The organism is Serratia sp. BIGb0163 (assembly GCF_024809935.1).
Lineage (GTDB): Bacteria > Pseudomonadota > Gammaproteobacteria > Enterobacterales > Enterobacteriaceae > Serratia > Serratia quinivorans.
Map to the genome: position 1 here is coordinate 197,581 of NZ_JANUDZ010000001.1, position 12,572 is coordinate 210,152.

Sequence of the window (12,572 nt, forward strand, 5' to 3'; positions counted from 1 at the left end):
ATAGTTACTTTACTGAATTGATATATTTATCCCGGTTAGCGTTATCTGTCTGGAGAATTAGGCCTGCCTGTTTCTCTGGTTGATGCGCGCCTGCGTGTGGGCGCGGCGTGCGTAAAAATAAAATGAGAAGCCATTGTTCGCTAAATCATCTGCCAGAAGGATTTTTACCCTATGCTGTTACGATTCAGTCAGTTAAACACCCACAGCCGTGCGGAATTGAACGCGATAGAAAATGCCGTTGCCATGATTGTATTTAAACCCGACGGCACCGTGCTGCGAGCCAATGATTTATTTCTGCAAACTATGGGATTCCAGCGCCAGGAAGTCATCGGCCAACATCACCGTATTTTTTGTGACCCGAAATATGTTACGAGTACGGCATACCGTAAGCACTGGGAAATGTTAAATCATGGCAAGCCGATTACCGACAATATAAAGCGCATTCGCAAAGACGGTGAAGTTGTATGGCTGCAGGGTACCTATACACCGGTATTGAACAAGCAGGGGCGGGTGATGGAGATCGTCAAGATTGCCAGCGTGGTGACCGAACGCATTACCCAGGCACAGGAACATCAAAGTTTACTGGCAGCGTTAAATCGATCTATGGCGATGATCACTTTCAACGCACAGGGAAAGATCCTCGACGCTAATGACAATATGTTGAATCTGATGGGTTATCGGCTGGAGGAGGCGCGCGGACAGTCGCATGCGGTGCTCTGCCCGCCAGAATTTGCCGCCTCTGACGATTACCGTCAGCACTGGCAGCGTTTGGCTCGCGGTGAGTTTATTACCGGGCGTTTTGAGCGGGTAAACCGTCGTGGGGAGCGAGTCTGGCTGGAGGCCAGTTATAACCCAATCCTCAACGAAGATGGGCGGCTGGTGAAAGTGGTGAAGATTGCCCAGGACATTACCCGGCTGATGATCCAGCAGCAGCACGAGGAAGAGATGGTACGCAACGCGCATCACCTTTCTTTGGATACCGACAGAACCGCGGCGCAGGGGGCGGTGATCGTGCAGCAGGCGGTGGCGGGCATGCAGCAGGTGGAAGCGGCCGCACGCGATACTTCCGCCGTGGTCAGCGAACTGGGCAAAGGGTCACAGCAAATTGGTGCCATGGTGGAGTCAATCCGTAAAATTGCTTCTCAAACCAATTTGCTGGCAATCAATGCTTCTATTGAGGCCGCGCACGCGGGGGAACACGGGCGCGGTTTTGCCGTGGTCGCCAACGAAGTGCGTACTCTGGCAGAACAGTCCCGCCAGGCGGCGACAGAAATCGAAAGGATTACCAAAGCGATTCAACAGGGCGTGGCGGCGGCGATTGCCGGAATGGCGGTTTGTGTGGAGCAAGCGGGCGGTGGCGTTGCCCTGACGCATGATGCCGGTGAGGTGATCAATCAGGTGAATGTGGGCATGCAGGACGTGGTGAAACTTATGCAGACTTTCACGTCGGTTAAACAAGAAGGTGCATTGCACTGATCGCCCCTGCGCTAGCCCTGGCAACGGGGTTAGCGCCTTTATCGCTTTACTATTCTCCTGATTGTTTATCTTTGGTTCAAACTCGCCGGTTTGACATTCTGTATGCTACAACTAAAAGTGAACGAACGTTCGTTCACTTTTAGTTGTTTTGAACATCGCTAGCCACATTTCAACCGCGAGACAGAACCATGGGAAACCGAGAAAAAATTGTTGATGCCGCATTGCATAGCTTTACCCACAAGGGGTTTCACCAGACCAGTATGCGAGATATCGCACTGGCAGCAGGCGTCAGCGTGGGCAATCTTTACAATCATTTTGCTGGTAAGGATGATTTGATTGGTGAAATCGCGTTGCTGGAGAATGCGTTTTTCAGCGAGTTTGCCGCACAGTTGACCGCAGGGAAACATCGACCAAAGCAGGCGCTGTCCGACTTTTTCAACGCTTATCACGCTTTTGTGTCTTCACCGGACAGCGTGCAATTGTCGGCAGAGATTGTGGCGGAGGTTGCGCGTAATCCCACCCTGGCGGAGCGATTTGATGCCAACCAGCAGCAACTGATGGATGCACTGGTGCAGGTTATCGTTCTGGCGCAGCAGGCTGACGAGATTGCGGTAGCGTTGGATCCGCGCGAGCTTGCCCAACTGATTCTGGACGTGATTGAAGGCCAGGCCTGGCGGCAGGCGATTTTCCCTCGCAAGGCGTCGACGGTGGCCAATCACTTGCTGGAACAGTTGATTTTCACGCAAGGGTAATGGGGGCAAAATGCTTGATATACAACCTTACCGCGAATCCTGCCGATTACAGACGGCAGCGTTGATTTACTCTGCCTTCGATGACAAATTTCAACGCCAGTGCAGGCTGAGCGCACGTCAACAATGGCGGTTGTTTTACTGGCTGTGGAGCTGGAAACAGAGCACCAGTCAGGAACAGAGCTTTGTCGTTAGGCGAGCGGGTAAGGTAGTGGCAGCATTTGGGCTCAAGTCAGCGGGGCGACTGGGTAATTCTGCGTTAAGGGAACGCCCGTTGCCAATCCTGCGTTTGTGCCGCCGTTACGGCATGCTGAACTTTTGGCGCATGTACCTGCAAATCGTGACGTTACAGCATGATCCTGCTGGCGGTGAACTGTATCTCTCCTACCTGGCGGTGGATGAAAAGCAGCGGGGCAAAGGCGTGGGGAAAATGTTGATCCAATGGATAACGGAGTATGCGGCGGCACAGCGGCCTAACCGTTGGCTGCGTTTGCACGTGAGCCAACAAAATACCGGCGCACGGCGGCTGTATCAACAATGTGGTTTCAACATCGGTCGGCGGGAGAGACATGCTTCGCTGTGGTTGCTGTTTCGCCAGGCAAACTGGCTGCTCATGGAGAAGCGCATCGGGGAAACACGATGAAAAAAATAGTCGTTTCTTTACTGGCACTGTTTGTGGTGGCGTTAGGCTGGGTTCTCAACGTCAATGACTATCAATATGTCACAGAACCGGTTCGGTTGGCCGCTGGTGGGAACTCACTTGCCGGTACGCTGGTGCTGCCGAAGAACATGCAGGGGAAGCCGGGGGTGATTGTCTTTGTTCATGGTGATGGCCCTGCCAATGCCAGCCGTGACGAAGCCTACTACAGTATTTGGGAAAGCATGGCTGAACAGGGCTATGCCGTTTTATCTTTTGATAAACCGGGTGTCGGCGGCTCTTCTGGCAATTGGTTGCACCAAACCATGAATGACCGGGCAAAAGAAACGGCGGACATTATTGACTGGGCCAGAAAAGACGGACGCTTTAACCCGCAATGTGTCGGGTTGTGGGGCGCAAGCCAGGCGGGTTGGGTGATGCCAGAAGTTGCACGACTGCGGCCCGATATCGTTTTTACGTTGGTGATGTCTCCGGCGATCAACTGGTTAACGCAAGGGCAATATAACACCCGAGCGGAAATGGAGGCTGCAGGTATTGATGAGCAACGAATTCAGGAACGCGAAGCACAGGGGAGGCGCGTGCTGTCCTTGTTAAAACAGCCGGACGGTTACACGCAGTACCGCAGAGAGTATGGTGTTGCGGCGGCCTTGAGTGCCGATCGCTGGCAGTTTATTCGAGCCAACATGGCCAGTGATGCCACTGCGGGGTTGAGCCATTACAAAACACCGGTACACCTGATGGTGGGGGGGCGTGACATTAACGTTGACGCGAACGAAACTGAACGCGTTTACCGGCGAGTCATCTCCGCCGATCTGTTGACGGTGATGCGCATCGAGCAGGCTGACCATGCCATGGTCAAACCGCTGTTTGTCCGTTACCCGTCGTTGATCAATATTGTCGGCCTGTTTGCGCCGCGATCGATACAGTATGACGCTTACCTGCAGGATGTGGCGGCGTTCCTTGCCGCCCACCCCTGCACGCCGCGGTGATGATTGTCAGGACGTTTCCGGCGGCGTTCCCGCGTTCGGAGCATAAGAAAGCTGCATGGCCTGTTGTGGCATGGCGATATCGGCCTGGTCAAAATGCATTTTTACCAAGCGATCGAGCGCGTACTGCACCACCCACTGTTTCAACGCCTGGGTGCGAACGGTGACCCGGGTGGTGAAGGAACGGTCACCCAGCGCGACCACGCCGTTGAATACCGGTTCGCCGACCAGAAAATGTTTCACCTGATCGTCTTGTTTCAATGCATCAACGGCCTGATGCAGCACTTGATGGACATGATCGATGTCTTCGTCGCGGCTAACGCTGTAATTGGCTCGGTAGACGCCAAATTCGCGGGCATAGTTGGCCAGCGTGGTGATCGAAGAAAAGGGAACTATGTGATACACGCCGTAGTCGTCCCGCAGACCGATTGAACGGATGGTCATGCGCTCCACCGTGCCGGTAATACCGCTGACGGTGACATATTCGCCGGTATTCATGCCGTTTTCGAACTGGATGAATACCCCGGTAATCACATCTTTCACCAGCGTTTGCGCCCCAAAGCTGATAGCCAGCCCCAGTGCTCCGGCACCGGCCAGCAGGGGCGCAATGTTAATCCCCACCTGTGACAGCACAATCATGATGGTAATGGTGCTGATCACTATCGCCAGTACGTTACGAAACAGCGTCAATAAGGTACGTTCACGCGCGCTCGGGCGAATACCGTTGCTCAGTTCCAATGCCAGGCGGTGTTCGATAATGCTGGCCATCAGCGTCCAGCTGAACACGGCAATCACCACAATCAGCAGGATATGCACCAGCCCGCCAATGATTTTCTCGCCGTTTTCGCTGCCGGCCCACTGGTACAAATTGATCAGATGCCAGGCATCAAACAGCAGCAGCGTCACCGCCAACACCACTATCACCCGCAGTATTTTCAACCCATTGGGAATATAGGAGTTAATGCGTCGTTCCAGCATTGGGTAGCGTCGGTTGACGTCTTCCGGCAGTGAGATTCGTCGGAAAATCCAACGGGTCAGCATGCCGGAAAGCAGGGCGCCGAGGCCAACGACCACCAGGCTTTTCACCGTCGCGGTCATCATAAAGCGCAGGCTGTTGCCAATATCAAACTGCGACAGAGCAAATAACACCAGGAAATAGGCGATCGCCAGCAGGTGCCAGACGTGGCCCAGACCGCGCAAAATAATGCTGAAAAATGCCATGGATCGTTCGGCCAGCAGGTTAATTTGCCGTTGTATCGGTTTGCGGTTACGCAGGATCAGTGCCACCGCATACAGCGTCAGGGCCAGCATGATAATCAGATTGGCGGCCGCCGCAGCCGGATAGCTGATTTGCGTCGCCACTACCGGCACCACCACCATCAGACCGTAGCCAATCAGGCCGCTCAGCCAGGCGAGACGCTGGTTCCAGTAGTGGGCGCTGGCATCGCTAAACGGGAAGGGGCGCAGATAATCGAAGTTGGGCGAGAAAATCAGCCGCAGTATCGCCTTGAAGAATTCGATAACCGCAAAGGCGCTAAGAAACAGGGTTTGCAAACGCAGGATGGTCGCGCTGTCGGCATTAACATGGCGCGCAAACAGGTTGCCCGCCGCCAGCGCCAGCAGCAATACCAGCAGATCGACGGCGAAAGCGCCGAGGATGGCCGTCGGCAATTTATACCACGGCCCCTGCTGCAATTTGGCGTTGTGTCCCCAACTGCCCATGCGTTTGTACAGCGGGTGGACCAGCCGACGGATCAGATGGAAGATGGCGAAGGTCACCGCGACCGTCAGCAGAAAGTAGCCCAGGGCGCGGAAAAAACTGTCGGGATTAAAACTGCGTTTTGGCCCCGAGTCGATCAGCTTTTGCAGCGAGTTCAGCCTTTGGTTAACGCTGCTGATGCCCCCTTGTGCCAGATTGCTCAGATTATCGCTCAGCGACTCTGGCGTTTCTGACGCTTCTGTTTTCGGCGGGCCGTTGGCAGATTGATCTGCTGCCTGTCTGAGGTGGCCGATCAGCGCGGCGCGGGCCTTATCGTCTTGCAGAATATCCGCCAGTGCGGCGTAAGAGGCTTTTTGCTGTTGGCTTTGGTCAACGGGGGCGGTTTTCTGCGCGGATTGCGCCATCGCCAATGGGGAAACTGTGCAGGCTATCAGCAGCAGTAACAGGGGAAACCAGCGTTCTCGCAGATGAGAACCTAATCGGGAGTATGCGGTTGCGGGCATTTATCCTCTCTTGGGGCTCTGTAAATCGGCGGATTAAAGACAAATGTTAATAAAAACAAGCAATATAGTAGGAAATGATACGAGGCGGGGAGTGGGAACGCGTGCTAAATAGAAACGGCGAGCGCTGAGTGCGCCCGCCGTTGAACAGGATAAATCAGGAAACGTGCTGCAGGAACTCTTTCAAACGCGGGCTTGGCGGGTTGTTGATCAACTCGTGAGGGTTGCCGTCTTCCGCAATCCGTCCCTTATCAATAAAGATCAGCCGTGACGCCACTTTTTCGGCAAAGCCGACTTCGTGGGTGACGATCACCATGGTCATGCCTTCTTCCGCCAGATCCTGCATCACCTTCAGCACTTCATGGCGCAGTTCCGGATCAAGCGCAGAGGTTGGCTCATCGAACAGCATCATTTTCGGCTTCACCGCCAGCGCACGGGCGATAGCCACGCGCTGTTGCTGGCCACCGGAAAGCTCTGAAGGATAGTGATGCGCACGTTCAGCCAGGCCAACTTTGGCCAGCAGGTCGCGTGCCAGCTTTTCCGCATCCGACTTTTTCAGTCCGCGCACGCGGATAGGGCCAAAGGCGACGTTTTCCAACGCGGTCAGGTGTGGGAACAGGTAAAACTGTTGGAACACCATGCCGGCTTCCTGACGGATCAACCGGTCGTCAACCTTGGGATCGTTAGCTTTCAGTCCGTCGACGATCAGATCGCCGCTGGTGATCTCTTCGAGCTTGTTGATACAACGCAGCAGCGTAGATTTACCGGAGCCGGAAGGCCCGATAATCACCACCACTTCACCCTGGTTAATTTTCAGGTCGATGTTGTGCAGCACCTGGGTTTGCCCAAAATGCTTGGAGACGTTTTTAAATTCAATCACAGGATTTTCATCCTTCTTTCCAGACGACGCAGAACGAAGCTCAGCACCAGGGTAATAATCAGATAAATAACCGCCACGGCGCTCCAGATTTCCAGCGCGCGGAAGTTACCGGCAATAATCTCCTGCCCCTGACGGGTCAGTTCCGCCACGCCGATCACGATAAACAGCGAGGTGTCCTTAATGCTGATGATCCACTGGTTACCCAGCGGTGGCAGCATGCGGCGCAGCGCCAGCGGCATAATGACATAACGGATGGTTTCACGGCGTGACAGGCCTAATGCCAGGCCGGCCTCACGGAAGCCGCTATGAATCGACAGCACGGCACCACGGGTAATTTCCGCAATATAGGCCCCGGAGTTGATCATAATGGTGACCACCGCCGCGCTGAAAGGATCGATGCGTAAATCGCTGAACGCCATCGGCAGGGCGAAGTAGATAAACATCACCTGCACCACGATTGGCGTACCGCGAATAACTTCGATGAATACCAGAGCCACGTGGTTGGCAATCCAACCGCCGTAGGTACGGGCAAAGCCGGCAACCAGGCCGATGATCAGGCCGCCAATCAGACCGAGGACCGAAATCCACAGGGTCATTTTGGCGCCTTCTAACAGGATGGGGATGGCGGGCCAGATGGCGCTCCAGTCGAACTGCATGGTGTTTTCTCCCGGTGATCCCAAACGTGGGAATCAGATGCAACAAAGCGCAGGGGCTAAGACACCACCCCTGTGCTCAAGTGAATCAGTGACTGACTTCATCCGTTATTTAGGTTCGGTACCGAACCATTTTTTGTAGATTTCGTTGTAGGTGCCGTTGTCGCGCAGCGTTTTCAGCGCGCCATTGACCTTCACGCGCAGCTCGTCACTGCCTTTCGGGAAGGCGATGCCGTATTGCTGAGCTTCCAGTGATTCACCCACGGTTTTGAACTTGCCGGCGCCGGCAGTTTTGATGAAGTACAGGATGTTTGGCGTGTCGTGCAGTACCGCATCTGCACGCTTGGTGCCCAGTTCCATATAGGCGTTATCGATGTTCGGGAACTGACGCAGGTCTTTGGTTTTGATGTGTTGTTTGGCGTAATCAACGGAACCGGTGCCGCTCTTCACCGCCACCACTTTACCGTTCAGATCGTCAATGCCCTTGATGTTGTTGTCGTTGGCATTAACCATCACCAGCAGGCCGCTTTTGTAGTAGCCGTCGGAGAATTCGATGGCTTTTTTACGTTCTTCAGTAATGGTGATACCGGCCAGCGCCAGATCGATGTTTTTGGTTTGCAGTGCCGGGATGATGCCGCTGAAATCCATTGGTTTCAGGGTGTAATCCAGTTTCAGTTCTTTGGCGATAGCGGCCCACAGGTCGATATCGAAGCCAACGTATTTATCGCCTTGTTTGAACTCAAAGGGAACGAATGCGGTATCGGTAGCGACGACCAGTTTATCTGCTGCGTGGGAGCTAACGGCAAAGGCCAGCGAAAGGGCGGCCAGGGAGACTTTAAAAATTGACTTCATGAGAGGAATTTCCTGTACAGGTTGCGGATTACCCATTTTTTATATTGCAGTTGGTGCCATGAAAGAATCGTGCCATCTTTTCAACTACTATAAAAACAAAGAGTTGTGGTGTGATGTTGTGTTTGAAGATCGAATTATTATTTTCATGCACCAAATTGAGGCCCCAAAATGGTGCTCTGGGTTGCCTGTTGGTGCACTGGCCTATCATTAACCAAATAACGGGGCTGAAACAACCGATAGTTAACAGTTTCGCTTCAATACTGATAACTAACTCTAACTTTTGTGCCGCAAGGCTGTTGCATCTGGTGCAGGAGTGTTCACTGAAAGGGCTTTGGGGTGGCACGTTGTTAACGCAGCTGGCTGTCTTTGCTGCCGCGGCGGTTATATAAGCTGCTCGCCGCCTGTTTTTTATCCAGCTCGGTTTGGCAGGCCAGGCAATAGCGCACGCCTTTCAGCGCTTGCCGACGGGCTAAAGGAATTTCTTCTCCGCATTCCTGGCAATAATGCTGGCTTTCACCCCGGCCCAGCGCCTGTCTGGCACGCTGTACGGCGTCATCCACGGTGGAGTCGATTTGATCCTGCACGGCACCTTCTGCCGCCCATCCGCTTGCCATAGTCACCTCACTTTTGTGGTGCTGCTCTGCTGCTCATCGCCTGTTTTATCTACTATGGGCGGTTTTTTGAGCAATTCAAGCCACGTGAAAAGAAAAACAGGCCGGGGCGAAAGCCCGCAGCCTGCTGAGTCCCGCGATGCGGGCCGTTTTGATTGGTACTATCGGGTTTATTCGATGTTGGACTCGATAAACCACAGGAACTTGTCCAGATCGCGGGATGCGGCAGTGAACATATCCGCGGTATCTTCGTCCGCCACTTCAGTAATGGCCTTGCGAATGTCATTGGCCACGGCACCGTAACGATCGGCCAGCGCTTTCAGGTGTTCCTGCACGCTGTGGATATTGGTCGGATAGCTTTTCAATGGGGTCTTATCGTTCACAACCTGCACGGTGCCCAAGGCGACGCCGCCTAACTGTACGATGCGTTCAGCAAAAGTATCCTGATGATCGATGATGGCCGTACGGAACCCGTCCAGCATTTCATGAACGGCAATAAAGTTGGCGCCGCGCATGTTCCAGTGGGCCTGTTTGGTGATCAACGACAGATCGATAAACTGGATAACCTGGCGGTTCAGCGCCTTGATGGCGTCCAGCTTGGTTTTTTCGTCCATGTCATTGCGAGTGTAAAGCAGCTCAGAAGATTTCGTTTTAACCAGTTTAGCGGTACTCATATCAGATCTCCTCTTGTTGTGACGTAGTCCTATTTTGGTACGGGATTAATTATAGCAATGATATGAATTTTTTCAGGCCGAAAATGGCTATTGGATAAATAGGGAGTAACGAATTGAAAATGATAAATAATAAGAGTAACTTAACGAGTATAAATTGGTTTTTATTTAAGGTGTTGATTTTTATTGCTTTTAATTTTTGGTGTTTTACTGGCTGTTTGCGGATGTAATAATTTATAAATGTAATTTATTACATTGTTCACTTTTATTTTATTCGGATGAATCTGTTTTTAAATTTAAGCTCCAGTGTTGCAGCTCTCAATAGAGTGACGAGAGAGCCGGCCGAATCGACCGGCTCACCGGTCACAGCAACAGGGTGTAATGCATCTTGACCACCGCTTTTTTGATCGGCATCGGCGTATTCAACTGGCATCCGACCTGATGCGGTTCATGAGGGAAAAAGATGGCGTACATGCCCGGAAACATCGTCAGCGTCTGGCGATGACGGATGATGTCCAACAGTTGCAGATCCTGAGCTTCATCATAGGGCAATTCGCTTTGCCAGTCCCCCAGCATGCCGTAATCAATACGTTCCTCACCGCTGATTAACAGATGTATTTCGGCATATTCCTGATGCAGCACTGCACGTCGCGTTTCTGCCAACCCGGTGGTTAGCGTCATCACTTCCATGAAAATTTTTTCACCGTCAATCTCATGCCGGCCCAGTGCCAGCTCAGGCAGATCGTATTGACGAAGGGCGGTGAGGGTTTCATTCAGTATCGGTGACAGCCCACGGCCATAGCGTGGGTTAAACAGAGTGTTATAAATCACTTTAATTCTCCATGTGTTGAACCCTGTCGGGTTCGTTTCCATAAAAACGTGGGGATATTGCGCGGAAAAGTATGCCTGTTTGCCATTGTGAAAACAGTTAACCCGCCTGCATTCCGCTTTTGGCAAATGCAGGCGTAGCCGATCCTCAGGACAGCTTTTCGATTTGCGGTTTTGGCTTGATGGTTAGGGTAGCGCCCATCGAGGCCGCGATGATCGCTGCCAGTGCCAGCCATTGTACCGTTGTCAGGTGTTCATTAAGGAATAACATGCCGGAGAGGGCTGCCAGTGCAGGCTCCAGGCTCATCAGGGTGCCGAAGGTGCGCGCCGGAATTTTCGGCAATGCAATAATTTCCAGGGAATAGGGTAGCGCCGTAGACAAAATGGCTACAGCTAATGCAATGGGCAGGATGTCGACATTCAGCAACGCGCTGCCGGTTTGCCAGGCACCTATCGGGCAGAACACCACGGCGGCGATCAGGGAACCTACTGCCACGGTGCCGGGGCCATGGTCACCACCTGCTTTTTGGCCGCAGATAATATAAACCGCCCAACAGGCACCGGCACCCAACGCACAGGCCGCTCCAATGGGATCGATACTGCCCATGTCATGACCCAGCGGTAACAGGAACCATAATCCGGCAATCGCTAATGCGACCCATAGAAAGTCGATCGGACGGCGTGACGAGAACATGGCGACCGCCAGCGGCCCAGTGAACTCCAGGGCGACAGCGATGCCCAGCGGCAGGGTGCGCAAAGAAAGATAAAACAGATAATTCATCGCACCCAGCGTCAGGCCGTAGATAAACAGTGGCAGACGGCTGCCGGCGGCGAAACGCATGCGCCATGGGCGGAAGATAATGAACAGGATCAGCGTGCCGATACTCAGGCGCAGCGTGGTGATGCCTTCAGCGCCGACCAGCGGGAAAAGGCTTTTAGCCAGTGAGGCACCGGTCTGAATCGACACCATGGCAATAATTAATAAACAGACAGGCACCAGCGTGGAAGACGCTTTAGCGGTTGCAGACGAGGACATCCTTAAGAGCCTTTTATGGGTTTCCCACTACCAGGGAAGACCGTCGATATTCGGATGATGGCAGTGTAAATGAAATGAGGTAAATGTGTCTGAGAAAAGCGTTCGCAACGGAGAAAAGCGCCAGATTTAGGACGGCCGACTAGGTTTTATGCTCAAAAAGTGCGCTTTTTTTAAGAATCATCTGGATTTTAAATAGGTGATTATTGTCACAGAAACGCGTAGAATACGGCTCGAAAATAGAGCGAAAAGAAGAAGATACACTGTTCTTGAAATCTAATGTTACACGATATAAAGCATTAGACACTCATTTTAAGGCAGAGTTTCACGCTAATTTTTGTTATATTTTCAATGCATGAACAAATGGATTTACTTAAAAATATAACGCGTTTGAGGTGGTTATGAAAAAAATTGCATGTCTTTCCGCAGTAGCAGCCTGTGTATTAGCAGTAACCGCAGGTACCGCATTCGCTGGCCAGAGCACCGTATCCGCAGGCTATGCGCAGGGTGATCTCCAAGGCGTTGCCAACAAAGCCGACGGTTTCAACCTGAAGTACCGTTACGAGTTCGACAACAACCCACTGGGTGTGATCGGTTCCTTTACCCACGTGGAAAAGAACGGTTCTGAGAACGGTTACTACGGTAAAGCTCAGTACAACTCTATCACTGCTGGTCCAGCTTACCGCTTCAACGACTGGGCAAGCATCTACGGTGTAGTTGGTGTTGGCTACGGCAAAAACATCGACAACGCCCAAAACGGTTCTGACCGTAACGGCAGCAGCGACTACGGCTTCACCTACGGTGCTGGCCTGCAGTTCAACCCAATCCAGGACGTAGCTCTGGACGTGGGTTACGAGCAGAGCCGTATCCGCAGCGTTGACGTTGGCATCTGGAGCGTTGGCGTAGGCTACCGTTTCTAAGATTTCTCCACGCCTACGGGTGTGAGCGTGTGGCG

Annotated in this window: 13 protein-coding genes; 5 read left to right on the plus strand and 8 right to left on the minus strand. The window is 52.8% G+C overall.

Going from position 1 to position 12,572, the window contains the following annotated elements; all coding sequences use genetic code 11:
- Nucleotides 1-171 precede the first annotated feature (171 nt).
- The 4 genes from M2406_RS00990 to M2406_RS01005 all read left to right on the plus strand — a co-directional run bounded on the left by M2406_RS00990 (nucleotide 172) and on the right by M2406_RS01005 (nucleotide 3,872).
- Entirely contained in the window at nucleotides 172-1,476 is a 1,305-nt protein-coding gene (locus tag M2406_RS00990) for a PAS domain-containing methyl-accepting chemotaxis protein (protein WP_259188109.1), read from the plus strand.
- 188 nt (nucleotides 1,477-1,664) lie between these two features.
- The gene (locus tag M2406_RS00995) at nucleotides 1,665-2,228 is read left to right on the plus strand and encodes a TetR/AcrR family transcriptional regulator (protein WP_135344497.1); all 564 of its coding nucleotides are present in this window, start codon (nucleotides 1,665-1,667) and stop codon (nucleotides 2,226-2,228) included.
- Between the two features lie 10 nt (nucleotides 2,229-2,238).
- Entirely contained in the window at nucleotides 2,239-2,868 is a 630-nt protein-coding gene (locus tag M2406_RS01000; protein ID WP_259188111.1) for an N-acetyltransferase, read from the plus strand.
- The gene (locus M2406_RS01005) at nucleotides 2,865-3,872 is read left to right on the plus strand and encodes a S9 family peptidase (protein ID WP_259188113.1); all 1,008 of its coding nucleotides are present in this window, start codon (nucleotides 2,865-2,867) and stop codon (nucleotides 3,870-3,872) included. The genes M2406_RS01000 and M2406_RS01005 overlap by 4 nt, the downstream gene beginning before the upstream one ends.
- 6 nt (nucleotides 3,873-3,878) lie before the next feature.
- Here the strand turns inward: M2406_RS01005 and ybiO are convergent, their stop codons facing one another.
- The 8 genes from ybiO to rhtA all read right to left on the minus strand — a co-directional run bounded on the left by ybiO (nucleotide 3,879) and on the right by rhtA (nucleotide 11,620).
- Nucleotides 3,879-6,092 (minus strand): mechanosensitive channel protein, encoded by a 2,214-nt coding sequence (gene ybiO / locus M2406_RS01010; protein ID WP_259188115.1) that lies wholly within the window; start codon nucleotides 6,090-6,092, stop codon nucleotides 3,879-3,881.
- Nucleotides 6,093-6,246: 154 nt separating this feature from the next.
- Entirely contained in the window at nucleotides 6,247-6,969 is a 723-nt protein-coding gene (gene glnQ, locus M2406_RS01015; RefSeq protein ID WP_012005910.1) for a glutamine ABC transporter ATP-binding protein GlnQ, read from the minus strand.
- On the minus strand, nucleotides 6,966-7,625 hold the full coding sequence (gene glnP / locus M2406_RS01020; protein WP_012005911.1) for a glutamine ABC transporter permease GlnP: 660 nt from the start codon (nucleotides 7,623-7,625) through the stop codon (nucleotides 6,966-6,968). The genes glnQ and glnP overlap by 4 nt, the downstream gene beginning before the upstream one ends.
- A gap of 105 nt (nucleotides 7,626-7,730) precedes the next feature.
- Complete coding sequence (glnH, locus tag M2406_RS01025) at nucleotides 7,731-8,474, minus strand: glutamine ABC transporter substrate-binding protein GlnH (protein WP_012005912.1); 744 nt, start codon at nucleotides 8,472-8,474, stop codon at nucleotides 7,731-7,733.
- A 347-nt stretch (nucleotides 8,475-8,821) separates the two neighbouring features.
- A complete protein-coding gene (locus tag M2406_RS01030; protein WP_259188121.1) occupies nucleotides 8,822-9,088 on the minus strand; it encodes a DksA/TraR family C4-type zinc finger protein in 267 nt (88 codons plus the stop codon).
- 167 nt (nucleotides 9,089-9,255) lie between these two features.
- Complete coding sequence (gene dps, locus M2406_RS01035) at nucleotides 9,256-9,759, minus strand: DNA starvation/stationary phase protection protein Dps (RefSeq protein ID WP_012005914.1); 504 nt, start codon at nucleotides 9,757-9,759, stop codon at nucleotides 9,256-9,258.
- 360 nt (nucleotides 9,760-10,119) lie between these two features.
- Nucleotides 10,120-10,587 (minus strand): N-acetylneuraminate anomerase, encoded by a 468-nt coding sequence (gene nanQ, locus M2406_RS01040; RefSeq protein ID WP_017892118.1) that lies wholly within the window; start codon nucleotides 10,585-10,587, stop codon nucleotides 10,120-10,122.
- Between the two features lie 145 nt (nucleotides 10,588-10,732).
- The gene (rhtA, locus tag M2406_RS01045; RefSeq protein WP_012005916.1) at nucleotides 10,733-11,620 is read right to left on the minus strand and encodes a threonine/homoserine exporter RhtA; all 888 of its coding nucleotides are present in this window, start codon (nucleotides 11,618-11,620) and stop codon (nucleotides 10,733-10,735) included.
- Nucleotides 11,621-12,018: 398 nt separating this feature from the next.
- Between rhtA and ompX the strand changes: the two genes are divergently transcribed.
- Nucleotides 12,019-12,537, plus strand: a complete 519-nt coding sequence (gene ompX / locus M2406_RS01050; protein ID WP_012005917.1) for an outer membrane protein OmpX — start codon at nucleotides 12,019-12,021, stop codon at nucleotides 12,535-12,537.
- Nucleotides 12,538-12,572 lie beyond the last annotated feature (35 nt).